Here is a 23933-nt window from a genome sequence, read left to right as displayed (position 1 = left end):
GCCCCGTCAACCGGGGCCCCTCCCCGGCACCCCACTCATCCTGCGGACCAGCCCGACCTCACGCATGCTGTCGTGGGGCGGTCCGCTACGGTGACACCGCCTCGTACCTCACTCGATCCGCCCGGAGGACCAGTGCCGCTGCTCTACACCATCGGCAAGCTCACCGTCGGGCCCGCGATGCGGCTGGCGTTCCGTCCGACGGTGGAAGGGCTGGAGCACATCCCGGAACGGGGTGGCGCGATCTTCGCCGGCAACCACCTGTCGGTGGCCGACGAGCTGTTCCTCGGCACGGTGGTGCCCCGGCATCTGGCTTTCTGGGCCAAGTCCGAGTACTTCAAGGGCACCGGCGTCAAGGGCCGCTTCTCCAAGTTCATCCTCACCGGTCTCGGCGCGATCCCGGTGGAGCGGGCCGGTGGCCGAGCGGCGCTGGCCGCGTTCGACGCCGCCATCCCGGCGCTCAAGGGCGGTGACCTGGTCGTCGTCTATCCGGAGGGCACCCGCTCGCCGGACGGGCGGCTGTACCGAGGGCGTACCGGGGCGGTCCGGCTCGCCATCGCAGCCGGTGTGCCGATCATCCCGGTGGGTATGATCGGCACCGAGAAGGTGCAGCCGATCGGTGCCCGGGTGCCCCGCCCCTTCACCGGAAAGATCACCGTCCGGTTCGGTAAGCCGCTCGACTTCACCGGTCGGCCGGACGACCGGCAGTCGCTGCGGCAGATGACCGACGAGATGATGGGTGAGATCCAGAAGCTCACCGGCCAGGAGTACGTGCCCCGCTACGCCCCGCCCCGAGGCCACCCGCCGGTCACCGGTGAGGCCGACGCCGGCTGAGTCGGCTCACCGCGCGGCGCCATCGTCGATCAGCCGTCGGTGGTGACGATCCGCTCCCGCAGGGTGCCCAGGAGCCGGGAACTGTCGGCCACGGATAGCCCGGTGAAGACACCGGTGGTGATGCTGCCGTGGTCGACCGAGGTGCACACCACCGCGCCGACACCGTCGGTGCGGCCCACGGCGCAGCGCTCGTGGCGACCCCGGACACCGGTCTTCATGACCTGCGTGTCGCGCAGCGCGTACTGCTCGGTGAGACGCTTGATCTCCGCGTCGGCGTCCGCCGACGGAGTGAGCCGGAAGCCGGTGCCACCGAAGACGGTCACCCGCTTGCCGTTGCTCGTGTGGTAGATCCCGGCGAAGGTCCCGTCGGCCAGCAGGTGCGCCTCCCGCATCTGGTTCTCCAGCTGCTTTGCGTCGCGGGTGCTCCGGGGGTCCTCACGCAGGCGCAGGTCGGCCACCTGCTGCGGCAACGAGGCGCTCGCCGGGTACTGATTGGCCATCGGCAGGCCGTAGTAGGTCGGGCAGCCGCAGCAGCAGGCCAGGGTCAGCAGCAGGAACCAGGGCCAGCGGCGACGTTTGCGGCGCGGCGGAGCGTAACCCGGGGGTGGCTGCCAACCGGCCGGCGGCGCGACGGGTGCGGCCGGCTGCGGGCCCGGCCGACCGATCGGGGCGGCGGGCACCGGAAGGCCGGCCGGCACCGGCGGGTAGGGCCCGGGCGACTGCGGGTGCGGCGTGACCGGCAGCGGCGGAACCGGCGAGACCGGTGCCGGGGATACCGGCGGCTCCGGGGGAGCCGAGTGCGGCCGGGTCGGCGGTGGGCCCGGGTAGGACAGCGTCGGCGGCAGAGTGGGGTAGTCGCTGGAGGGGAGGTTCCAGCCGCTGGTGTCGGCACCTGCCCACGGGTCGACCGGAGTCTGGTGCTCCGGCTGCGGAGCCGCCGGCGTCGGCGGCGGCGGCGTGGGTTCGGCGGACTCGCCCCAGCTGCGGCGACGTGGTGCCGCCGGGGGCACCGGTGCCGAGCCGCTCCACCGAGGGGTGGTCTCCTCCGGGGCGGACTCGGGCAGCAGGCGGGTGCCCTGCGGACCGACCTGCGGCGGGGACTGCCCGTCGTCGGGGCCGGTGTCGAGGGGTGGTCCGACCTTGGTGGGTACCGGGTCGGCGGCCGGGGCGACGAGGGTGGGTGCCACATCGGTGGGCCCCGCCTCGACCTGCTCGGTGTCGTCCGGGCCGGCCGACTCGGCTGGTGCGGGGTCGGTGGGCAGTTCGTGGGTGACCGCCGGCTCCTCGTCCCGGTGTTGATCCGGACGGCTCCCGTCGACCGGCCGGTCTGCTTCCGGCTGCGGCTCCGGCATCGCGGCAATCTCCTCTCGCGCCGGTCCGAGGTTAGTACCGGGGTGCCACCTGTATCGAATCGGCTGCCCGCCCGAACGGTCGACGGGGCAGCTCGTGGTCGCTGGCGGTGCCGGGTCCACCGCACGGCGTCGCGTGCGGCGCCCCGGTACGACGGCGGGTGCGCGCGACGGCGGGTGTGAGCGGGGCGGTGACGGGCGGGCGCGTACCCTTGGGCATCATGAGCGTCCCGTCCACCACTTCGCGTCCCGCCGCGGCGAACTCCGTCTGGCCCCGCCTGGAGCCGCTGCTGCCCCAGGTGACCAAGCCGATCCAGTACGTCGGTGGTGAGCTGGGCGCGGTGGTCAAGGAGTGGGACGCGGCGACCGTACGGTGGGCGCTGATGTACCCGGACGCGTACGAGGTGGGGCTGCCCAACCAGGGTGTGCAGATCCTCTACGAGGTGCTCAACGAGCTGCCGGACGTCCTCGCCGAGCGGACGTACGCGGTCTGGCCGGACCTGGAGAAGCTGATGCGCGCCCACGGCGTGCCGCAGTTCACCGTCGACGCGCACCGCCCGGTCCGGGACTTCGACCTGTTCGGCGTGTCGTTCGCCACCGAGCTGGGTTACACCAACCTGCTCACCGCGATCGACCTGGCCGGCATCCCGCTGCTCGCCGCCGACCGGACCGACGCCGATCCGGTGCTGGTGGCCGGTGGGCACGCCGCGTTCAACCCCGAGCCCATCGCCGACTTCATCGACGCCGCCGTGCTCGGTGACGGCGAGGAGGCGGTCCTGGAGATCACCGGGATCGTCCGGCAGTGGAAGGCCGAGGGCTGCCCGGGTGGACGCGACGAGCTGCTGCTGCGGCTGGCGCGTACCGAGAGCGTCTACGTGCCGCGCTTCTACGACGTGGACTACCTGCCGGACGGCCGGATCCAGCGGGTCGTGCCGAACCGGGCGGACGTGCCGTTCCGGGTGCACAAGCGCACGACGATGGACCTGGACGCCTGGCCGTACCCGAAGAAGCCGCTCGTGCCGCTGGCCGAGACGGTGCACGAGCGGTACGCGGTGGAGATCTTCCGGGGCTGTACGCGGGGCTGCCGGTTCTGCCAGGCCGGCATGATCACCCGACCGGTGCGGGAACGTTCCATCACCACGGTCGGACAGATGGTGCAGCAGGGGCTGGAGTTCTCCGGCTTCCACGAGGTGGGCCTGTTGTCGTTGTCGTCGGCCGACCATTCCGAGATCGGTGACATGTGCTCCGGCCTGGCCGAGCAGTACCAGGGCACCAACGTCTCACTCTCGCTGCCGTCGACCCGGGTCGACGCGTTCAACATCGAACTCGCGCAGGAGCTGTCCCGCAACGGTCGCCGGACCGGTCTGACCTTCGCCCCGGAGGGCGGGTCGGAACGAATCCGCAAGGTGATCAACAAAATGGTCTCCAAGGACGACCTGATCCGCACCGTGGTCACCGCGTACACCAACGGATGGCGGCAGGTGAAGCTCTACTTCATGTGCGGCCTGCCGACCGAGACGGACGACGACGTCCTGGAGATCGCCGACATGGCGCACGAGGTCATCCGGGCCGGGCGTGCCGCCACCGGGTCGAAGGACATCCGGTGCACCGTCTCGATCGGCGGATTCGTGCCGAAGCCGCACACTCCGTTCCAGTGGGCGGCGATGCAGCGGCCGGAGGTCATCGACCACCGGCTCCGGCTGCTCAAGCAGGCCATCAACGCCGACCGCTCGCTGGGTCGCGCGATCGGTTACCGCTACCACGACGGCGAGCCGTCGCTGATCGAGGGCCTGCTGTCCCGTGGCGACCGCCGGGTCGGCGCGGTGATCCGCCGGGTCTGGGAGAAGGGCGGGCGGTTCGACGGCTGGAGCGAGCACTTCTCGTACCAGCGCTGGGTGGACGCCGCCGCCGAGGTGCTGCCCGACTTCGGGGTCGACCTCGACTGGTACACCACCCGGGAGCGCGACGAGCTGGAGGTCCTGCCCTGGGACCACCTGGACTCGGGCCTGGACAAGGACTGGCTCTGGCAGGACTGGCAGGACGCGCTCAGCGAGTACGAGCAGGACGACTGCCGGTGGACGCCCTGCTTCGACTGCGGCGTCTGCCCGGCGATGGACACCGAGATCCAGATCGGCCCGACCGGCCGGAAGCTGCTCCCGTTGACCCCGGTCAACGGTTTGAAGCTGCCCACCGGCGCGCAACAGTGACCCCGGCGGCCCGGGTGGGTTCCGACACCGAGGAGTAGGACGATCAGTAGGAAACCACAGCCCGAGGGCGGCCAGGCACCGGTCGTCCAGCGCATCCGGATCCGGTATGCCAAGCGCGGCCCGCTGCGGTTCACCTCGCACCGGGACTTCGCCCGGGCCTTCGAACGGGCACTGCGCCGTGCCGGCGTACCGGTGGCCTTCTCCCAGGGCTTCACCCCGCACCCGAAGATCTCGTACGCCAGCGCGGCGCCGACCGGGGTCGCCAGCGAGGCGGAGTACCTGGAGATCGGCCTGCGGGAGGCGGTCGATCCGGAGCAGTTGCGGGTGGCGCTGGACGCGGCGCTCTCGTCCGGTCTCGACGTGCTCGACGCCGTGGTCGCCAGCGGAACCAGCCTGCCGGACCGGATCGAGGCGTCCCACTGGCGGATCGAGCTGCCACAGGTGGAACCGGAGGTCCTGGCCAAGGCGGTGGACGCCTTCACCGCCGCCGACGAGGTGTTGGTCGAACGGATGACGAAGCAGGGGCGGCGGACCTTCGATGCGCGTGCCGCAGTCGTCAGTCTCGATGTGTCGGCCTCGTCGGCGACGCCTTCCGGGGCCCCAGCCGTACCGTGTGCGATACTCGAACTGGTCGTGCGGCAGGTCACCCCGTCCGTACGGCCCGATGACGTCCTTTCCGGCTTCCGCGTGGTGGCCGGCCTGGAGCCGCCGGTGGCCCCGAAGGTGATCCGGCTGGCTCAGGGCACGCTGACCGCGCAGGGTGCGATCGTGGATCCGCTGGACGCGGAGCGCGACGGGGCAACCATCGGCGGGCGCTGACCGACGGTCGGCGCCTAGGCAGGCAGACTTCGCCGGCGCGCACCACGTGCGCCCGGGGAAACACCTTTGCGGCAACCCTGCGTGGCAGCGCTCACCCGCGCCCGGGGAAGCCAGAACTGGAGAACGTCCATGCTCGAGAACGAGCCCGAGGGCAGCGAACGAACCGGTACCGACCCGGCCGACGAGAACAGCACCGGTGAGGTGACCGACTCCCACCCGGCACCGGAGGTGACCGAGCCCGAGCCGGTCGCCGATCCGCCGCAGGAGATCAGCGGCGCGGTGAGCGGCACCGCCGACCTGGAACCGGGCGACACCTCCACCGCTGAGCCGGCCCCCCGGCGTCGGACGACCCGCCGTCGGGCGGCCAGTCGACCCGAGCAGACCGGCGCACCCGTGGAGGCGTCCGGTGCCGCGCCGCTGGGCAGCGGGGAGTCGCCCCAGGTCGAGGTCTTCGCCCCGGTTTCGGGCGATTCCGACACCGCGGCGAAGACGCCGCGTCGCCGTCGCAAGACCACCAAGGCTGTCGAGGAGCCGGTGGCCGAGGCGGCGGCTGCCGAGAGTGACGTCGCGCCGCCGGTGAAGGCGACCCGTACCCGCCGTCGGAAGGCGGCGTCCCCGGTCGAACCGCCCGCCGACGCCGCGACCGAGCCGTCGCAGCCGGCCGCCGCCGAGGCGGATGCTGGTGTCGCACCGGCTGCCGGGACCGACTTCGGTTCCGCGGCGCTGCCCGCCGAGGGCGCCGCCGACCCGGAGCAGCCGGTCGAGCCGACCGAGGTCGTCGAGCCGGTGGCACCCGTCGTGCCGGAGGGCGCGGGTGAGGCGACGGGCGCGGCCGAGCTGCCGGCCGAGCCGGAAAGTCGGTCCCGTCGACGCAAGGCCGCCCTCATCGCGCCGACGGTGCTGTTCATGGCTCCGGAAGAGACCGCTGCCGCCCGCGCCGCCGCCGCCACGCAGCCGAGCGAGGAGGAACCGGTCGAGGAACCGGCCGAGCCGTCGCGGCGTCGCCGCCGGAGCCGGCGGGAGACCGAGCCGGTGGTGGCGGCCGATACCGAGGAGGAACCGATCTCGGAGGCCGAGGAGGCCACCGAGGACGAGGACGACGACGAGGAGACCGCCGGTGGTCGGCGTCGCCGCCGTCGTGGTCGCCGGGGTCGGGGCCGGGGCAAGGGCGGTGCCGACGACGGCGACGAGGCCGAGGGCGGCGAGGTCGAGCGGCCCGTCCAGGCCGAGACGGCCGAGGCTGAGGCCGAGTCCGAGGAGAGCGACGAGACCGAGGGTGACGGGATGACCCGGCGGCGTCGGCGGCGTCGACGCCGAGGTGCCGGTGACACCGACAGCGCCGCCGACGACGGTGTGCCCACCGTCGTCAAGATCAGGGAGCCGCGCCGGTCCGTCGACGAGGTGCAGGGCGTCTCCGGATCGACCCGGCTGGAGGCCAAGCGGCAGCGCCGTCGGGACGGTCGCGAGCAGCGCCGGACCCGCCCGCCGATCCTCAGCGAGTCGGAGTTCCTGGCCCGCCGCGAGGCGGTCGATCGGGTGATGGCGGTGCGCCAACGCGGCGACCGGACCCAGATCGCGGTCCTGGAGGACGGCGTCCTGGTCGAGCACTACGTCACCCGCAATTCCTCCGGGACCATGGCCGGCAACGTCTACCTCGGCAAGGTGCAGAACGTGCTGCCGAGCATGGAGGCGGCGTTCGTCGACATCGGTCGAGGCCGTAACGCCGTCCTGTACGCCGGAGAGGTCAACTGGGACACCACCGGCCTGGAGGGCAGGGCCCGCTCGATCGAGCAGGCCCTCAAGTCCGGTGACTCGGTGCTGGTGCAGGTCACCAAGGACCCGATCGGTCACAAGGGCGCCCGGTTGACCAGCCACATCGCGCTCTCCGGCCGGCACCTGGTCTACGTACCCGGTGGCAACGCCTCCGGGATCAGCCGCAAACTGCCGGACACCGAGCGCAAGCGCCTGCGTGACGTGTTGAAGAAGCTCGTGCCCGACGGCGCGGGAGTGATCGTCCGGACCGCGGCCGAGGGGGCCAGCGAGGACGAACTGGCCCGGGACGTCAAGCGGCTCCAGGCGCAGTGGGAGGACATCCAGGCCAAGGCCGCCGAGGGTGGTGCGCCGGTGCTCCTCTACCAGGAGCCGGATCTGGTGATCCGGGTCGTCCGCGACCTGTTCAACGAGGACTTCCGCGAGCTGGTCATGCAGGGCGACGAGGCGTACGACATGGTCGAGTCGTACCTGTCGCACGTGTCACCGGACCTGGTCGCGCGGCTGCGCAAGCACGTCGGCACCACCGACGTCTTCGCCGAGTACCGCATCGACGAACAGATCCTCAAGGGGCTGGACCGCAAGGTCTTCCTGCCCTCCGGCGGGCACCTGGTGATCGACCGGACCGAGGCGATGACGGTCGTCGACGTGAACACCGGCAAGTACACCGGTGCCGGGGGCAACCTGGAGGAGACGGTCACCCGCAACAACCTGGAGGCGGCCGAGGAGATCGTCCGGCAGTTGCGGTTGCGGGACATCGGCGGAATCGTCGTGATCGACTTCATCGACATGGTGTTGGAGTCGAACCGCGAACTGGTGCTGCGTCGGCTGACCGAGTGCCTCGGCCGGGACCGTACCAAGCACCAGGTCACCGAGATCACGTCGCTGGGTCTGGTGCAGATGACCCGGAAGCGGATCGGCGCCGGGCTGCTGGAGGCGTTCAGCGAGACCTGCGAGTGCTGCAAGGGCCGGGGTCTGATCATCCACACCGAGCCGGTGCCGGAGAAGCCGCGCTCCGGCGGCGGGGACAAGGTCAAGGCGGTCGCCTCGGCGACTGCCCCGGCGGCCGAGCAGACCACCGGGTCGGCCCGCCGCCGCGCCCGCAAGAGCGCCGCAGCGGCGGAACGGACCGTGGTGGAGGTCGTGGAGACCGAACCGCCCGCGAGTACCTCCGCCGCCGACTACGGCGACACCATGGGTTACGACCTGTCGCGTTACGAGACGGACCTGCCGGCCGAGCCGGACATCGCCGACAGTCAGCAGGGCGAGTCGGCGCGACTCGCCGCTCCGGACGACCCGGACGCGCTCGGCGAGCCCGACGAGGAGGAGGGCGGCGAGAGCGGCACCGGTCGGCGTCGTTCCCGCCGTGGGGGCGCGCGTCGGCGTACCCGACCCTGACGCGGCTCGGCCACGAGCCGGCTTCATCCGGGCCCGCCCGGTGGTGATGTCCACCGGGCGGGCCGTCCCGTATGGTCGATGGACGGTCGCCGTGGCCCGGGCCGGGCACGGCCCGCCCCCGTGCGGTCAGGCACGCGGCGGGTGTACGCGGCCGTCGGAGGAGGAGACGATGCGCCGACCGTTCGCCGTCACCGTGGCCGTCGCCGTGCTGCTCGTCGGCGCTGCCTGCTCGGCCGAGCGCCGCGACGCCGACGAGCCGGTCGCGCCGACTCCGACGAGCGTGGACGCCACCACCGACCCGGTGACCCCCGCCCCGCCGACGACGTCCGCTCCCGGGGCGGCGGGTGGCAACGCCCCCGAGGTCTGTGCCGCCGCGCAACAGGCCAGCGGAGAGGCGGGCAAGAAGTACGTCGAGCAGTTGGCCGCGATGGTCACCGCGACCGGCGCGGGTGACACCGCCGGTGCGGAGGCGGCCGGCAAGCGGGCCGAGGCGGCCCTGTCCGACTGGGGGAAGGCGCTCAGCGCACAGGCGGCGCGCGCCGACGACCAGCAGTTGAAGAAGCTGCTGACGCAGTTGTCGACGGAGGTCGGCCGGCTGGGCACCGACGTCAAGGCGCTGGAGGATGCCTCGTTCGACCGGTTGCAGCAGCGCCTCGACCGGCTCTGTGCCCGCTGACCCGGCCCGGTTTGGGTCCCGGCCCGACCATGGCGTACGCTAGCCTGCGGCGCACTTTGGTGTGCCGAGTTCCCGCGTGCCCGCGCCGCCGTGCTTCTGCTGCCCGGCGAGCCGCCGTGGGGACGACCGCCAGCAGCCTCAACGACAGGGAGTCCGCCTCCGATGTACGCGATCGTCAAGACCGGCGGCAAGCAGTACAAGGTCGCCGAGGGCGACGTGATCGAGGTCGAGAAGCTCGCCGGTGCCCCCGGTGACGCGGTGAAGCTCGCCGCGGTGCTCCTCGTCGACGGTGACGACCTGGTGACCGACGCGGCAAAGCTCGCTCAGGTCGAGGTGTCCGGCGAGATCGCCGCACACACCAAGGGCCCGAAGATCCGGATCCACAAGTTCAAGAACAAGACCGGCTACCACAAGCGCCAGGGTCACCGCCAGCCGTTGACCCAGGTCAAGGTGACCGGCATCTCCAGCGGGAAGTAGGTCGTCCTCCAATGGCTCACAAAAAGGGTGCGTCCAGCTCGCGTAACGGTCGTGACTCCGCGGCCCAGCGGCTCGGCGTGAAGCGCTTCGGTGGTCAGGTCGTCAGCGCGGGCGAGATCATCGTCCGTCAGCGTGGCACCAAGTTCCACCCCGGTGACCTGGTCGGCCGCGGTGGAGACGACACGCTCTTCGCGCTGGCCGCCGGTTCGGTCCAGTTCGGCACCAGGCGCGGTCGCAAGACCGTCAGCATCGTGCCGCAGCAGTAGCTATCCGGCGTAAGCGGGCCGTGGACCTGATGTCCCGGCCCGCTTCGTCTTTTCTCGCGCAGGGCCGCGCCCTGCTGGAAGGATTACGGCGTGACGACGTTCGTTGACCGGGTCGTCCTGCACCTGCAGGCCGGCGACGGCGGGCACGGCTGTGTCTCGATCCACCGGGAGAAGTTCAAGCCGTTCGGCGGCCCGGACGGGGGCAACGGCGGGCACGGTGGCAGCGTCTCCCTGGTGGTCGACCCGCAGGTGCACACGCTGCTCGACTTCCACTTCCGGCCGCACGTGAAGGCGGAGAACGGGAAGGGCGGCGCGGGCTCGAACCGGGACGGCGGCAACGGTGCCAACCTGGTGCTCAAGGTGCCCGACGGGACGGTCGTGCAGACCACCGACGGTACGGTGCTGGCCGACATGGTCGGGGCCGGCACCACCTTCGAGGTCGCCCGGGGTGGCCGGGGTGGCCGGGGCAACGCCTCGCTGGCCAACGCCCGCCGCAAGGCGCCCGGGTTCGCCGAGCTGGGTGAGCCGGGCGAGCAGCTGGACGTGGTGCTGGAGTTGAAGAGCGTCGCCGACGTCGGCCTGGTGGGTTTCCCGTCGGCCGGGAAGTCGTCGCTCATCTCGGTGATCTCCGCCGCGAAACCGAAGATCGCCGACTACCCGTTCACCACGCTGGTGCCGAACCTCGGCGTCGTCCGGCTCGACAACCACACCTTCACCGTCGCCGACGTGCCCGGGCTGATCCCGGGCGCGGCCACCGGCAAGGGACTGGGGCTGGAGTTCCTCCGGCACATCGAGCGCTGCGCCGTGCTGGTGCACGTCATCGACACCGCCACCCTGGAGCCGGGGCGGGACCCGGTGGCCGACATCGACGCCATCGAGGCGGAGCTGGCCGAGTACGGCGGGTTGGCCGACCGGCCCCGGCTGGTCGCGCTGAACAAGGTCGACGTGCCGGACGGCCGCGACCTCGCCGAGATCGTCCGACCTGACCTGCACGCGCGTGGGCTACGGGTCTTCGAGGTCTCCGCGGCCACCCGGGAAGGGCTCAAGGAACTCACGTACGCGATGGCGGAGCTGGTGGAACAGTCGCGTGCCGCGACGCCGACGGCCGAACCGACGCGGACCGTGATCCGGCCGAAGGCGGTCGACGACGCCGGCTTCACCATCGAGGCCGAGGCGGACGGCTCGTTCACCGTGCGCGGTGTCCGACCGGAGCGCTGGGTACGACAGACGAACTTCGACAACGACGAGGCGGTCGGTTACCTCGCCGACCGGCTGGCCCGGCTCGGCGTCGAGGAACAGCTGGCCAAGTCGGGTGCCCAACCCGGCGACCTGGTCCGCATCGGCGAGCGGGAGTTCGACTGGCAACCGACCCTCTACGCCGGTGTCGAGTTCGTCCCCGGCGCCCGGGGCCGGGACGTCCGGTTGGAGGAGCAGTCGAACCGCCCCAGCGCGGCCGAGCGTCTGGCGGCCCGCAAGGCACGGCGGCAGCGACCGGCCGACGAGGTCGTGCCGACGCCCGACGACGGGGACGACGCCGAGTAACTGCGCACCTCAGAGCGGGCACGGCGGTGACGGTCAGGGGCGGTCGAACGGCTGGTCGAGGGGACCGCCGCCGCCACCGGCCCGCTCCGACAGCAGTAGCCCGAGCAGGACCATCCCGAGGCCGAGTCCCAGGTGCAGCCAGTTGTCCGCGTCGTTGAGCGGGATGACGTTCGCGGCGCTCTCCTCCCCGACGGCCAGGCCGTAGATCCACAACCCGAGGTAGAGCACCCCACCTCCCACCAGGTAGACGCGGGCACCGGCCACGGTGCGGGCCAGTACCAAGCCGACCACGCCGAAGCCGAGATGCAGCAGGTTGTGCAGGACGGAGACCTGGAAGAGGCCGAGGAGCCGGGCGTCGGAGTGATGCCCGGCGAAGGCCATGTCGCCATAGTCGGTGGTGATGCCGGGCACGAAGCCGAGCACCCCGAGGAGCAGGAACAATCCCGCCACGACCAGAGCGGCGAGTTGGACCCGGGCGCGCGAGGCCCGACCGTCGGCTGACCGACGCGCCATCGATGTCACCTCCGTGGAGCCGCGGGACCACCCCGCGACGGGCTGACCGGCGGGCGGCCACGCCGTGAGGTGAGGGCGTGCCGCCGATCCTTCATCCTGTCGCCCGTCGCGGCTGTCCCGCAGGGAAACCCACGATCGTGGGCTCAGCCGGTACGCCGTACGGTGGTGACCACGAAGCCGCTGGCCGGTAACGCCGGCATCCGGCGCAGGTCCACCGCGAGGTCCTGTGGCGGTACGTCATAGCGGATGACCTCGGTCAGCACGCTGACCGCCCGCTTCATCAGTTCGATGGTGATCCACTCTCCGGCGCAGCGGTGCCCGGTGAGATGGCCGCCGCCGCCCTGCGGCACCAGCGCGAACGGGTCGCCCCGCCAACCGGCGAAACGTTCCGGTCGGAACCGCTCCGGTTCCGGCCACAGCGCGGGGTCGTGATCGGTGCCGTAGAGATCCAGCAGCACCCGGCGGCCCTGCGGGAAGTGGTAGCCCCGCCAGTCGAAGTCCCGTCGTACCCGGGCCGCGCTCACCGGGAAGAACGGATAGTAGCGGCGTACCTCCTGCACGAACTGCTCGGTGGCGTCGTCGTCGCCGCGTACCCGCTGCTGCCAGGCGGGATGGTCGTGCAGGGCCAGCGCGGCGAAGACCACGAACCGGGCCACGGCGACGGTCGGGCGGATCACGTTGAGCAACTCCACCGCGGCGATCGGGCGAGGCAGCGGACGGCCCGTGCCGTCGCGGTGTTCGGCGATCACCCGCAGGGCGGTGTCCTCGGGCGCGGCCAGCGATCCGTCGCGTACCCGCTCGACGAGGTCACCGGCCCAGCTCTCGCTGCGCTTGCGGCCCAACCGGCCACGCCAGTGGCGCGGCCCGACCGCCCCGGCGCTGTCGATCATGGCTTGGAGATCGGCGGTACGCCGGTCGGCCTCGCCGTCGGAGAGCGGTACCCCTGCCCAGGCACAGACCGCGCGGGTCAGCATCGACGCGATCTCGGGGTGCAGGGTCACCGTCCCGGCCAGCTCCCAGGCGGGCAACCGGGCCTGCCACTCGTCGGTGAAGAGCTGTCCGAGCCGCTGGACGGCGGCCGGAGTCATCAACGACATGAACATGGCCTTGCGGTCGTGGTGGGCGTCGCCGTCGAGCCCCTGGACCCCGCCCCGGCCGGTCAGGGTGCGTTGGCCACGGGTCGGCATGGCGTTCTCTCGCACGAACCGCTCGGTGTCGTAGAAGAGTTCGGCGGCGGCCCGCCCGCGCAGGCAGATCGTCGGCTCCAGCAGGAGACGGGTCTGGAAGATGTCCGAGCCGTACCGCTCGCAGCGCTGTCCGATGAACGGGTATCCGGTCCGCAGGAAGGTCAACGTGCTGTCCGGGCTGCGGTCCGTCGGGATGGTCGCCATCGGGCCCCCTGCTGCCGGGCGCGGCCGTCGCCCGGCCGGGCCGTTCGTCCTCGCAGCCTGCTTCTACCCAGGTCAGGGCCGCTGAACCCAGGTTGCCGGAGGCGGGCTGTCGCAGATCGGGCCGGATTGTCGCCGGCTGGCCCCTCCCAGCGACGGTCGACCCTGGTTGGCTTGGCCTCGGCGGCGTCACCGCTCGCTGTCCGAGGCGGTCGTCCGGCCCCGGTGTGGGCTGTCGTGGGTGCGCCGCCGGTGAGGAGTTCGACGTGCCACGGGGGAGGACCGATGCGGGACAACCGAGCGACGTACTGGCGGCGATGGATGACCGGGACACCCGGCGCGCCACGACCACCGCTGGTGGCCCCGCCCCGCCGACCGTCCCGGCCCGACCGTCATTTCACCGTGCATCTCGGTTTCGTCGCCGCCGACCTCGTCGCCGCCCGTGAGGTGGCGGTCGGGTACGCCGAGGCGCTGAGCGTGCTCCGGCCCGAGCTGATGATCGGTGCCTCCGCGCTGTCCCCGGCCGACGCCTGGCAGCGTGCCGAGCGGCTGTTCTGCGGGGCGGTCGGGCCGGACAGCGAGCGTTGCGTCGACGTCGCCGGCCACCCGGGCTTCCACCACGGGCCCGGCCCCGGTGCCCTCGGCTGGGGTGACGGTGACCGTGGCTAGTGCGGTGGCCAGGGCCGGCGGCCCGGAGGGCCTTCCTGGACACCGCACACCCGCTCAGTCCAGGTCGAACTCACCGTCCTGGGCGCCCGCGACGAAGGCGTCCCACTCGGCCTGGGTGAACACCAGCACCGGGCCGTCCGGCTCGGCGGAGTTGCGCATGCCGATGAGATCGTCGACGAAGGCGACCTCAACCGCGGCCTCCGAGGTGTCGCCCTCGGCCCGCTGCCAGACCGCCCGGGAGAGGTCGAAGTCACCCTTGGGGTGCGCTGTCATGGTCCGTCCTCCAGTACCAGGGGGAAATTGGGGAAGCCGGTTCGTTCCCTCATCGGGCAGGATAAGCGGATGCCGAGCCTGAGCCGTGCAGAGGCGACCGCGCGTGGCGCGTCGATTACCGTCGAGTCCTACCAGGTGGACCTCGACCTCACCGGGGGCGGTGAGTGGTTCCGTTCCCGTGTCACGATCCGGTTCCGGGCTACCGACACCGACACCTTCGCCGAGGTCAAGCCGGCGCGCCTGCTGGCGGTACGCCTCAACGACACCGATCTCGACCCCGCCGCGCTGGCCGACAACCGGCTGCCGCTGACCGGGCTGGCGGCGGACAACACGCTCACCGTCGAGGCCGAGATGGCGTACACGAACACCGGCGAAGGGGTGCACCGCTTCGTCGACCCCGCTGACGGCGAGACCTATCTCTACGCGATGTCGTTCCTGGACGACGTACAGCGGATCTTCGCCGCCTTCGACCAGCCGGATCTGAAGGCACCGGTCACGTTGTCGGTGACCGCGCCGGAGCACTGGACGGTGGCGGCCAACGCGCCTCTGGCCGCCAACCCGGCGCCGGGCCGGTGGGAGTTCGCCCCCACCCTGCCGATCGCGACGTACTTCTTCACCCTGATCGCCGGTCCCTGGCACGTCCGGCGGGACGTCCACGACGGGATCCCACTGGGTGTGTACTGCCGACGTTCACTCGCCGAGCACCTCGACGCCGACGCGGAGGAGATCTTCACCGTCACGAAGCAGTGCCTCGACCGCTTTCATCAGTTGTTCGACGAGCGCTACCCGTTCGGCAAGTACGACCAGGCGTTCGTGCCCGAGTTCAACGCGGGGGCGATGGAGAATCCGGGGCTGGTCACCTTCCGCGACGACTACGTGTTCCGTTCGGCGGTCACCGACAGCCAGCGCGAGCTTCGCGCCACCACCATCGCCCACGAGATGGCGCACATGTGGTTCGGTGACCTGGTCACCATGCGTTGGTGGGACGACCTGTGGTTGAACGAGTCGTTCGCGGAGTACCTGGGCACCCGGGTCACCGCCGAGGCTACCCGGTTCGACCGGGCGTGGACGACGTTCGCGTTGCGCCGTAAGGCGTGGGGGTACGCCGCCGACCAGCGCCCCTCGACCCACCCGGTGGCACCCGAGCGGGTCGCCGACGCCGCCGAGGGGCTGCTGAACTTCGACGGCATCTCGTACGCCAAAGGAGCCAGCGTGCTGCGGCAGCTGGTGGCGTGGCTCGGCGACGAGGCGTTCCTGGCCGGTCTCAACGATCACTTCGCCCGGCACCGCTTCGGCAACGCCACCCTCGCCGACCTACTGGAGAGCCTGTCCGCCAGCAGCGGACGGGAGCTGACCGACTGGGCGAAGTGCTGGCTGCGTACCGCGCAGGTCAACACGCTGCGCGCCGAGGTGGCGGTGGATGCCGACGGTCGGTACGACGAGGTCGTGATCGCCCAGACCGCGCCGTCGACGCACCCGGTGCTGCGCCCGCACCGCATCGGTGTGGGCCGGTACGCCGTGGACGGCACCGCCGAGCGGATCGAGGTCGACCTCGATCCGAAGACCGACGACGGCCGTACCCGGCTCGTCGCGTTGACCGGGGAACCGGCGGCGGCGGTGCTGCTGCCCAACGACGGCGATCTGACCTTCGCCAAGATCCGCCTCGACGCCGCCTCGGCGGACGCGGTGCCGCTGCTGCTGCCCCGCCTCGCCGACCCGCTGGCCCGCGCCCTGCTCTGGGGCGAGGCGCTGGACGCGGCCACCGACGGGGAACGACCCGTCACCGGTCTGGTCGACCTCATCGTCGCGGCGCTGCCCGCCGAGACGGAAGTGATCATCGTCGAGGACGTGTTGGCGATGAGCCGTTCGCTGGTCGACCGCTACCTCGACCCGCTGGCCCGCCGGTCCGCCCTGGCCCGGATCGCCACGGCCTGCCGACGGTTGCTCGACGGCGCCGCACCGGGGGAGTCGCTGCAACTGGCCGCCGCGCGAGGACTGATCGCGACGAGCACCGACGTCGAGTTGCTCACCGGCTGGCTCGCCGGCCGCGACGTACCCGACGGGTTGGCCGTGGACGCCGAACTGCGGTGGGCGCTGCTCGGTCGGCTGGTGGTGCTCGGTGCCGCCGGTGTGCCCGAGATCGCCGCCGAGGTGGCGGCCGACCCGAGTGCCACCGGCGCCGAGCGGGCCGCCCGGTGCCGGGCCGCCGTTGCCGATCCCGCTGCCAAGCAGGCCGCGTGGGAGATCATCGTGTCGAACACGGAGTTGTCGAATCGGCTGGTCGAGGCGACGGCCGAAGGCTTCTGGCAGCCTGAGCAGTCGGAGCTGACGGCCGGCTACGTCGAACGCTACTTCACCGACATGCCGGCCGCCGCGCGGCTGCGTACGCCCTGGGTGGCCGACGAGGTCGCGAAGCTGGCCTTCCCCCGGCACGCGGTGTCGCAGTCGACCCGGGAGGCGGCCGCGGCGCTGCTGGCCCGCGACGACCTCACGCCGGGGCTGCGTCGGGTGGTCACCGATGCCGACGACGACCTGCGCCGGGCGCTGGTGGCGCGCACGGCGGTGGCGGCCACGAGCGCCTGACGGACGGCGACGGCGGGCCGACTCGATCGCGTCGCAGCGAGGTCGGGTGTGCCCTCCTGGTTGGCGAGGAGGATCTACGATCATCCGGTGGAGGAAGACATCCGGCGGATCGGGATCATGGGCGGGACGTTCGATCCGATCCATCATGGGCACCTCGTGGCCGCCAGCGAGGTTGCCGACCGGTTCGGCCTCGACGAGGTGATCTTCGTGCCGACCGGGCAGCCGTGGCAGAAGGCCGACACGCCGGTCAGCTCGGCCGAGGACCGTTACCTGATGACCGTGATCGCCACGGCCTCCAATCCCCGCTTCCAGGTCAGCCGGGTCGACATCGATCGCGGCGGGCCCACCTACACCGTCGACACCCTGCGCGATCTTCGCTCCCGGTACGGCCCGAAGGCGCAGCTGTTCTTCATCACCGGCGCGGACGCTCTGGAAAGGATCCTGAGCTGGAAGGATCTCGACGAGATCTTCGAGCTTGCGCACTTCATCGGGGTCACCCGGCCGGGCTTCGAGCTGACCGACGCGCACCTGCCCGCCGACACGGTGAGCCTGGTGCAGGTGCCGGCGATGGCGATCTCGTCGACCGACTGCCGGGCGCGGGTCGCCCGGGGCGAGCCGGTCTGGTATCTGGTGCCCGACGGTGTGGTGCAGTACATCGCGAAGAGGCGTCTCTACCGAGCGTGACTCGACCGTTTCATCCCTCTTTCCGGGCGAAACTGACGAGTCGCGAATTCAGGCTTTGTGAGAGGCTTGACGCATCGCACGGTTGATCGAAGGAGAACGGTGACAGTTTCCGAACGCGCTCACGAGCTGGCGATGGTCGCCGCTCAGGCCGCGGCCGACAAGAAGGCTCAGGACATCGTCATCATCGACGTGGGTGACCAGCTCGCCATCACCGACGCGTTCCTGCTCGCCTCGGCCCCGAACGAGCGCCAGGTGTTGGCCATCGTCGACGCCGTCGAGGAAGCCCTGCTCGACCTGCCGGAGAAGGCGAAACCGGTGCGGCGCGAGGGCGAGCGCGGTGGCCGCTGGGTGCTGCTGGACTACGTCGACCTCGTGGTGCATGTGCAGCACACCGAGGAACGCGAGTTCTACGCTCTCGACCGGCTCTGGAAGGACTGCCCGACGATTCCGTTCGTCGACCGGGACCTCGCCGGTGCCGAGGCGGCTGCCGGGTCGGGCGAGTGACCAGACTGATCATCTGGCGGCACGGCAACACCGACTGGAACGCGGCCAGCCGGGTTCAGGGGCAGTCCGACGTACCGCTTAACGATCTCGGTCGGGAGCAGGCGCGTACCGCCGCGCCACTGCTGGCCGCGTTGCGTCCGGACGCCCTGCTCGCCAGCGACCTGAGCCGCGCCACGGAGACCGCCGCCGCGTTGGCCGCGCTGACCGGCCTGCCGGTCCGCTGCGACGCCCGGCTCCGGGAGCGCCACTTCGGCAGATGGCAGGGGCTGCTGATCACCGAGGTGGCCGAACAGTTCCCCGAGGAGTACGCCCGCTGGCGGGCCGGGGACGCCGACCCGGGCGCGGAGGTCGAACCGCTGGACGAGCTGGGCAAGCGCGTCGGCACCGCGTTGCAGGAGATCGTCGAGGGGACACCCGGCGGCACTGTCGTGGTGGCCACCCACGGTGGCGCGGCCCGGCAGGGCTGCGGTCACCTGCTCGGCTGGGAGCCCGAGGTGCTGCGTAGCGTCGGCGCGTTGGGCAACTGCCACTGGACGGAGCTGCGCCACGACGTGGACCGCGGCTGGCACCTGCGCGCGCACAACGTCGGCGCGATGGATGTCCCCGCCGTCCCGACCGTCCCCCCGGTCTCCGCCGAGTCGGTCTGAGGGGCGCGATCGGGCGGACACCGCACGGGATCCGCTACGGTGCCCGCATGCCAGTCGCGGTCGTCACCGACTCCACCGCCTACCTTCCACCCGAGCTGCTGCGGGAGTATCCGCTCACCGTGGTGCCGCTGACCGTGGTGCTGGCCGGCGTCGAAGGGTTGGAGGGCGTCGAGACCTTCCCGGCGGACGCCACCCGGGCGCTGCGGGCGCGACGCGTGTCGGTGAGCACGTCCCGCCCGTCGCCGGAACAGTTCGGCCGCACCTATCGGGAACTGCTCGCGGCCGGGGCGGAGGGCATCGTCTCGGTGCACTTGTCGGCCGGTCTCTCCGGCACCGTGGAGGCCGCCGAGCTGGCCGCCGCCGAGCTGGGAGATCAGGTCAGCGTGGTGGACAGCCGCTCCTGCGGGATGGGCCTCGGGTTCCCGGCGATCGCGGCGGTCCGGGCCGCCGCGCGGGGGGCCGACCTGGCCGGGGTACGCGCTGCGGCCCTGGCCGCCGTGCGCCGCACCAGCATCCACTTCTACGTCGACACGCTGGAGTTCCTCCGTAGAGGTGGGCGGATCAACGCGGCGGAGGCGTTGCTCGGTACCGCCCTGTCGGTCAAGCCGATCCTGCACATGCCCGAGGGGCGCATCGTGCTGCGGGACAAGGTCCGGACCGCCAGTCGGGGCATGGCGCGCCTGGTCGACCTCGCCGTCGAGACGGCCGGCGACGCGTCGGTGGACCTGGCCGTGCACCATCTCGACGCGCCACAGCGGGCCGAGGAACTGCTCACCACGTTGGCCGGCCGACTCGGCGATCGGCTGTGCGACGCGTACGTCTCGGAGGCCGGTGCCGCCGTCGCCGTGCACGTCGGGCCGGGTCTCGTCAGCGTGGTGCTGCACCGTCGGACGGACCGCCCTGGCTCGTGAACCCGCTCGCCGTGGCGGCGATGCGCGAGGATCGGTCGCAGGGGGTGGGGCGATGTCCTGTGTGGTGACCGGTGGTGGTCGTGGGGTCGGTCGGGGGATCGTGGAGCGGCTGCTCGCCGACGGCCTGGCCGTCGTGGTGGTCGAACGCGACCCGAGCGCGGTGTCCTGGGTGGAGACCCACGCCCGGGGCGACCAGCTCGCGGTGGTGGTCGGTGACGCGGGTGACGAGCGGGTGACCAATCGGGCCGCCGACCTGGCCGAGCGTGCCCAGCCGCTCACCGGGTGGGTGAACAACGCCGCCGTGTTCCGCGACGCCTCGGTACATGACGCGCCAGTCGGCGAGGTCGTCGACCTGATCAGCCGTAACCTGCGCCCCGCGGTGGTCGGTGCCGCCACTGCGGTACGCCGGTTCCTCGCCGCCGGTACCGCCGGTGCCGTCGTGAACGTCTCGTCCCACCAGGCGGCCCGACCGGTGCCGGGCTGCCTGCCGTACGCCACGGCCAAGGCGGCGGTGGAGGGACTGACCCGTGCGCTGGCCGTCGAGTACGGCCGACACGGCATCCGGGCCAACGCGGTCGCCCTCGGCTCGGTGGCCACCGAACGCCACGAGGCCCTGCTCGCCGAGGCCCAGCCGGAGCAGGCGCGGCGGATCGAGGCGGAGTTGGCCCGGCTGCACCCGGTGGGACGGATCGGTCAGCCGCAGGAGGTGGCGGAGGCGGTCGCGTACCTGCTGTCGTCGGCGGCGGGCTTCGTCAACGGGGTGACCCTGCCGGTCGACGGCGGGCGGCACGCTCTCGGACTCGACCCGCAGTCGCGCCCGGACTGACGTCGGTGACCAGCCGCTCCGCCGCCGCGACCGCGACGGTGCCCCCGCTGCCATAGCAGACCGGACGCATGATCAGGGCGTTGTCCACAGTGGGTTCTCTGTCCACAGGCCGGTCGGCTCGTCGCCCCTGCCGAGGGCTCACCGCCCTAGCCTCGCCCCGTGTCGAAGGACGAGGACGAGCAGGCGGTCCGGCGGCGTCTGCGGCGACTGATGCCCGGCGCGGCGGACCTCCCAGCGGACGCCGCCGCAACACCGGTCGAGGACCGGAGGTCGGCTCCCGCCGGGTTGCCGCCGTCTGGGGCGTCACCGCCGGACGGAGCGTCCGGTACGGCGTCGCCGCCGGTGACCGACTGGCCGACGGTGCTGCTGCCACTCCCGGCTGGCGCCGAGGTCGGTGACGCCGGGCAGGGACGGGCCGCCCGGTCGGCCAGCACCGGTGGTCCGGTCCGTGCCGGCGACGAGGAGCCACTCGACGCCGAGCGGGAGCGGACGGCCGACGAGGCGTCGCCGAGGCTCCCGCTGCCGGGTCCGGGGGCCTTCGACCCGGGGCGGCGGGGAGTCCGCGCGCTCGCCGCCGTCGCCGTCTCGGTGGTGCTGGCCGCCGGCATCTGGGCCTGGCGGTCCCGCCCCCAGGTGGAGCCGGTCGTGGCCGAGACCGGCACCGCCGTGTCACCGGCTCCCTCGGTTGTGGCCGGTGACGAGCCGTCGGTGCCGGAGACGGAGGTGACCGGTGAGTTGGTGGTCGCCGTCGCCGGCAAGGTCCGGCGACCCGGGCTGGTGCGGCTGGCAGCCGGTGCGCGGGTGGCCGATGCCCTCGACGCCGCCGGAGGCGCGTTGCCGGGGGTGGACGTGGCGATGCTCAACCCGGCCCGCCGGATCAGCGACGGGGAGCTGATCGTGGTCGGCGTCGCGGCACCGACGCTGAGCGCGGGCACCGCGTCCGGCCCCGGCACGGCTCCGGGTGGTGCGCCGGTCCCGGGCGGACGGGTCAACCTGAACACCGCCACCTCGGCGCAGCTCGAAACACTGCCCGGGGTGGGGCCGGTGCTCGCCCAGCGGATCATCGAGCATCGCGACCAGCACGGCGGCTTCCGGTCCGTCGGCGACCTGCGTCGGGTGAGCGGGATCGGCGACGCGCGGTACGAACAGCTCAAGGACCTGGTGACGGTGTGAGGGCCGAGACGTCGGCCGCCCGGACCGACTCGTCCACCGGCGACGTCGGTGGCACGGCACACGCGGCTCCCCTCGACCTTCGCCTGGCGGGACTGGCCGTGGCGGCCTGGCTCACCGCGTTGGCGGGGCTGCACCTCGATGCCCGGCGGACGCTGCTGGTGGCAGCCGTCGCGGCGAGCCTGGCCGGGACGGTGACCCTGCACCTGCTCGGGCTCGTCGGCCGACCCGGCCCGGCCGCGCGCCGACTCGGCTGGATCGCGGTGGCGATCCTGATCGGCGTGGTCTGCGGCGGGGCGGCGACCTCGGCGCGGTTGACCGTACGGGATGCGGCACCCCTGCGCGTCCTGGTCGACGAACGGGCCCGGGTCAGCATCGAACTGCTCGTCCGGGACGATCCCAGGCCGGTGCGTGGTGGCATCGTGGGCCGCCCACCGACCCTGCTGGTGCCGACCAGGCTGGTCACCCTGACCGGACCGCAGGGGCAGCGGATCACCGCACCGGCACGGGTGCTGGTGCTCGCCGACGACCCGGCGTGGCGAGGGCTGCTGCCCGGGCAACGTCTCAGCGCCGAGGGGCGCCTGGCGGCCCCACGCGGTGGTGATCTCACCGGTGCGGTTCTGATGGCACGTGGCGCGCCGGTCCGACTCGGGGCTCCCTCGGCGCTGCAACGCGCGGCCGGTCGGCTCCGGGCCGGCCTCCAGCGGGCGTGCGCGCCCCTGCCCGACGACCCGGGTGGTCTGCTGCCCGGCCTGGTGGTCGGGGACACCAGCCGGCTACCCGACACCGTGGAGGAGGACTTCCGAGCCACCGGAATGACACATTTGAATGCTGTTTCGGGCTCAAATGTCGCAATTATCACGGGTGCGGTGTTGCTGCTGGCCCGTTGGGCCCGAGCCGGGCCCGCGTTGGCCGTGGGCCTCAGCGGGCTGGCCCTGGTGGGGTTCGTCATCCTGGTCCGGCCGTCGCCGAGCGTGGTACGCGCGGCCACCATGGGCGCGATCGGGCTCGCCGCGCTGGCCGCCGGGCGGCCCCGGGCGGCGGTGCCCGCGCTGTCCGCCGCCGTGGCGGTGCTGGTGCTGGTCGACCCGGCGCTTGCCGGCGACGCCGGTTTCGCGCTGTCCGTGCTGGCCACCGGTGGGCTGCTGGCGCTCGCGCCGGGTTGGCGGGACGGTCTGCGTCGACGGGGCGTACCACCGGGAGCGGCGGAGGCGCTGGCGGTGCCGGCTGCCGCACAGCTCGCGTGTGCACCGGTGATCGCCGGCCTGACGGGCACGATCAGCTTGGTCGCGGTGCCGGCGAACCTGCTCGCGGTACCGGCGATCGCGCCGGCGACGGTGCTCGGTGTGGCGGCGGCGATCATCTCGCCGATCTGGCCTGCGGGGGCCGAGAGCGTCGCCTGGCTGGCGCACTGGCCGGCGTGGTGGCTGGTGCTCGTCGCCCGGTACGGTGCCCGGCTGCCGGTGGGCAACCTGCCGTGGCCCGGTGGGGTCTCCGGTGCGCTGCTGCTGGCCGGGCTGACCGTGGCGCTGCTGGTCGCCGCCCGCCGACCGTTGGTACGCCGTCTGGTGGCGGTGTGCGCCGTCGCGGCAATGCTGGGCAGCCTGCCGGTGCGGCTGATCGCGTCGGGATGGCCGCCCAAGGGTTGGGTCGTCACGGCGTGTGCGGTGGGGCAGGGGGACACGCTGCTGCTGCCCGTGGCGTCCGGCCGGGCCGTCGTGGTCGACGCCGGTCCGGATCCGGCGGCGGCGGACGCCTGCCTGCGCCGGCTCGGCGTACGTCGGGTGCCGCTGCTGGTGATCAGTCACTTTCACGTGGACCACGCCGGCGGGGTGGCCGGGATCTTCCGGGGCAGGCGGGTGGACACGGTGCTGATTCCGCAGTGGTCGGAACCGGCGGTCGGGCGGGACCTGGTGCGGGACGCCGCTGCGGCGCACGACGTGTCGGTGGTGCCCGCCCCGGCGGGTTGGCGTTATCGGGCCGGTGCGGTCGAGCTGACCGTGCTCGGCCCGCCGCATCCGATGCGCGGAACCCGATCGGACCCCAACAACAACTCCCTGGTGCTGCGCGCCACCGTCGACCGGGTGCGGATCCTGCTGACCGGCGACGCGGAGATCGAGGAACAGCGGGAGTTGCGGGAGCGGCTGTCACCGGACCTGTTGCGGGCCGACGTGCTCAAGGTCGCCCACCACGGCAGCGCGTACCAGGATCCGGCATTCCTGGACGCGGTGCGCCCTGCGGTGGCGCTGGTGCCGGTCGGCGCGGGGAACACCTACGGGCATCCCGACGAGGCGGTGCTGGCCCGGCTGGCTCGGGGCGGGGCGCGGGTGTTGCGTACCGACATCGGTGGTGACGTGGCGGTCGTGCGGTCACCACGGGGGCTCGGGGTGGTGAGCACCGGGGTCGACCGGGCCGGTCCATCGCGATGAA

Annotated in this window: 21 protein-coding genes; 17 read left to right on the top strand and 4 right to left on the bottom strand. The window is 72.4% G+C overall.

What is annotated here, in order from left to right; translation table 11 throughout:
* Window positions 1-132: 132 nt before the first annotated feature.
* Window positions 133-831 carry a lysophospholipid acyltransferase family protein gene (locus FF096_RS20240; RefSeq protein WP_309223644.1) on the top strand — a complete coding sequence of 233 codons (699 nt, stop codon included), beginning with the start codon at window positions 133-135 and terminating at the stop codon, window positions 829-831.
* Between the two features lie 29 nt (window positions 832-860).
* On the opposite strand, the gene FF096_RS26790 is transcribed toward FF096_RS20240, so the two are convergent.
* Complete coding sequence (locus tag FF096_RS26790) at window positions 861-2183, bottom strand: hypothetical protein (RefSeq protein ID WP_230462790.1); 1323 nt, start codon at window positions 2181-2183, stop codon at window positions 861-863.
* 218 nt (window positions 2184-2401) lie between these two features.
* On the opposite strand from FF096_RS26790, the gene FF096_RS20230 reads away from it, so the two are divergent.
* The 7 genes from FF096_RS20230 (at window position 2402) to obgE (ending at window position 11335) form a co-directional block, all read left to right on the top strand.
* A complete protein-coding gene (locus FF096_RS20230; RefSeq protein ID WP_155220813.1) occupies window positions 2402-4387 on the top strand; it encodes a TIGR03960 family B12-binding radical SAM protein in 1986 nt (661 codons plus the stop codon).
* 99 nt (window positions 4388-4486) lie between these two features.
* Window positions 4487-5206, top strand: coding sequence for a TIGR03936 family radical SAM-associated protein (locus tag FF096_RS20225; RefSeq protein WP_309223652.1), 720 nt, complete (start codon window positions 4487-4489; stop codon window positions 5204-5206).
* A 129-nt stretch (window positions 5207-5335) separates the two neighbouring features.
* The gene (locus tag FF096_RS20220; protein ID WP_155220810.1) at window positions 5336-8374 is read left to right on the top strand and encodes an Rne/Rng family ribonuclease; all 3039 of its coding nucleotides are present in this window, start codon (window positions 5336-5338) and stop codon (window positions 8372-8374) included.
* A gap of 169 nt (window positions 8375-8543) precedes the next feature.
* Window positions 8544-9050, top strand: a complete 507-nt coding sequence (locus FF096_RS20215) for a hypothetical protein (protein WP_155220808.1) — start codon at window positions 8544-8546, stop codon at window positions 9048-9050.
* 162 nt (window positions 9051-9212) lie between these two features.
* Window positions 9213-9527, top strand: coding sequence for a 50S ribosomal protein L21 (gene rplU, locus FF096_RS20210; protein ID WP_131304423.1), 315 nt, complete (start codon window positions 9213-9215; stop codon window positions 9525-9527).
* A gap of 11 nt (window positions 9528-9538) precedes the next feature.
* The gene (gene rpmA / locus FF096_RS20205; RefSeq protein ID WP_155220806.1) at window positions 9539-9793 is read left to right on the top strand and encodes a 50S ribosomal protein L27; all 255 of its coding nucleotides are present in this window, start codon (window positions 9539-9541) and stop codon (window positions 9791-9793) included.
* Between the two features lie 90 nt (window positions 9794-9883).
* The gene (obgE, locus tag FF096_RS20200; RefSeq protein WP_309223643.1) at window positions 9884-11335 is read left to right on the top strand and encodes a GTPase ObgE; all 1452 of its coding nucleotides are present in this window, start codon (window positions 9884-9886) and stop codon (window positions 11333-11335) included.
* A gap of 33 nt (window positions 11336-11368) precedes the next feature.
* Here obgE and FF096_RS20195 read toward each other — a convergent pair whose 3' ends face one another.
* On the bottom strand, window positions 11369-11848 hold the full coding sequence (locus FF096_RS20195) for a DUF4383 domain-containing protein (RefSeq protein ID WP_155220803.1): 480 nt from the start codon (window positions 11846-11848) through the stop codon (window positions 11369-11371).
* 143 nt (window positions 11849-11991) lie between these two features.
* Entirely contained in the window at window positions 11992-13239 is a 1248-nt protein-coding gene (locus FF096_RS20190; RefSeq protein ID WP_155220802.1) for a cytochrome P450, read from the bottom strand.
* 282 nt (window positions 13240-13521) lie between these two features.
* On the opposite strand from FF096_RS20190, the gene FF096_RS20185 reads away from it, so the two are divergent.
* Window positions 13522-13905 (top strand): hypothetical protein, encoded by a 384-nt coding sequence (locus tag FF096_RS20185; protein ID WP_155220799.1) that lies wholly within the window; start codon window positions 13522-13524, stop codon window positions 13903-13905.
* A 54-nt stretch (window positions 13906-13959) separates the two neighbouring features.
* Here FF096_RS20185 and FF096_RS20180 read toward each other — a convergent pair whose 3' ends face one another.
* Window positions 13960-14178 (bottom strand): DUF397 domain-containing protein, encoded by a 219-nt coding sequence (locus FF096_RS20180; protein ID WP_093407559.1) that lies wholly within the window; start codon window positions 14176-14178, stop codon window positions 13960-13962.
* Between the two features lie 69 nt (window positions 14179-14247).
* Here FF096_RS20180 and pepN point away from each other — a divergent pair, with 69 nt between their 5' ends.
* The 8 genes from pepN to FF096_RS20140 all read left to right on the top strand — a co-directional run bounded on the left by pepN (window position 14248) and on the right by FF096_RS20140 (window position 23932).
* Entirely contained in the window at window positions 14248-16761 is a 2514-nt protein-coding gene (gene pepN / locus FF096_RS20175) for an aminopeptidase N (RefSeq protein ID WP_155220797.1), read from the top strand.
* 87 nt (window positions 16762-16848) lie between these two features.
* A complete protein-coding gene (gene nadD / locus FF096_RS20170) occupies window positions 16849-17445 on the top strand; it encodes a nicotinate-nucleotide adenylyltransferase (protein WP_309223642.1) in 597 nt (198 codons plus the stop codon).
* Window positions 17446-17544: 99 nt separating this feature from the next.
* Window positions 17545-17949 (top strand): ribosome silencing factor, encoded by a 405-nt coding sequence (rsfS, locus tag FF096_RS20165; RefSeq protein ID WP_309223641.1) that lies wholly within the window; start codon window positions 17545-17547, stop codon window positions 17947-17949.
* Window positions 17946-18596 (top strand): histidine phosphatase family protein, encoded by a 651-nt coding sequence (locus FF096_RS20160; protein WP_309223640.1) that lies wholly within the window; start codon window positions 17946-17948, stop codon window positions 18594-18596. Before rsfS ends, FF096_RS20160 begins: the two co-directional genes overlap by 4 nt.
* Before the next feature lie 47 nt (window positions 18597-18643).
* Entirely contained in the window at window positions 18644-19507 is an 864-nt protein-coding gene (locus FF096_RS20155) for a DegV family protein (protein ID WP_155220794.1), read from the top strand.
* 52 nt (window positions 19508-19559) lie between these two features.
* The gene (locus tag FF096_RS20150) at window positions 19560-20333 is read left to right on the top strand and encodes an SDR family NAD(P)-dependent oxidoreductase (RefSeq protein ID WP_155220792.1); all 774 of its coding nucleotides are present in this window, start codon (window positions 19560-19562) and stop codon (window positions 20331-20333) included.
* 159 nt (window positions 20334-20492) lie between these two features.
* Entirely contained in the window at window positions 20493-21506 is a 1014-nt protein-coding gene (locus FF096_RS20145) for a helix-hairpin-helix domain-containing protein (RefSeq protein WP_309223639.1), read from the top strand.
* A complete protein-coding gene (locus FF096_RS20140; protein ID WP_309223638.1) occupies window positions 21503-23932 on the top strand; it encodes a ComEC/Rec2 family competence protein in 2430 nt (809 codons plus the stop codon). Before FF096_RS20145 ends, FF096_RS20140 begins: the two co-directional genes overlap by 4 nt.
* Window position 23933 lies beyond the last annotated feature (1 nt).

This window comes from Micromonospora sp. CP22 (assembly GCF_009712475.1).
Lineage (GTDB): Bacteria > Actinomycetota > Actinomycetes > Mycobacteriales > Micromonosporaceae > Micromonospora.
This window is presented reverse-complemented; position numbering and strand designations above follow the sequence as displayed.

Coding starts and splice junctions, on each gene's coding strand:
- FF096_RS26790 (WP_230462790.1), bottom strand. CDS start 2,183: ATGCCGGAGCCGCAGCCGGAAGCAGACCGGCCGGTCGACGGGAGCCGT.
- FF096_RS20230 (WP_155220813.1), top strand. CDS start 2,402: ATGAGCGTCCCGTCCACCACTTCGCGTCCCGCCGCGGCGAACTCCGTC.
- FF096_RS20220 (WP_155220810.1), top strand. CDS start 5,336: ATGCTCGAGAACGAGCCCGAGGGCAGCGAACGAACCGGTACCGACCCG.
- FF096_RS20215 (WP_155220808.1), top strand. CDS start 8,544: ATGCGCCGACCGTTCGCCGTCACCGTGGCCGTCGCCGTGCTGCTCGTC.
- rplU (WP_131304423.1), top strand. CDS start 9,213: ATGTACGCGATCGTCAAGACCGGCGGCAAGCAGTACAAGGTCGCCGAG.
- rpmA (WP_155220806.1), top strand. CDS start 9,539: ATGGCTCACAAAAAGGGTGCGTCCAGCTCGCGTAACGGTCGTGACTCC.
- FF096_RS20195 (WP_155220803.1), bottom strand. CDS start 11,848: ATGGCGCGTCGGTCAGCCGACGGTCGGGCCTCGCGCGCCCGGGTCCAA.
- FF096_RS20190 (WP_155220802.1), bottom strand. CDS start 13,239: ATGGCGACCATCCCGACGGACCGCAGCCCGGACAGCACGTTGACCTTC.
- FF096_RS20185 (WP_155220799.1), top strand. CDS start 13,522: ATGCGGGACAACCGAGCGACGTACTGGCGGCGATGGATGACCGGGACA.
- FF096_RS20180 (WP_093407559.1), bottom strand. CDS start 14,178: ATGACAGCGCACCCCAAGGGTGACTTCGACCTCTCCCGGGCGGTCTGG.
- pepN (WP_155220797.1), top strand. CDS start 14,248: ATGCCGAGCCTGAGCCGTGCAGAGGCGACCGCGCGTGGCGCGTCGATT.
- FF096_RS20155 (WP_155220794.1), top strand. CDS start 18,644: ATGCCAGTCGCGGTCGTCACCGACTCCACCGCCTACCTTCCACCCGAG.
- FF096_RS20150 (WP_155220792.1), top strand. CDS start 19,560: ATGTCCTGTGTGGTGACCGGTGGTGGTCGTGGGGTCGGTCGGGGGATC.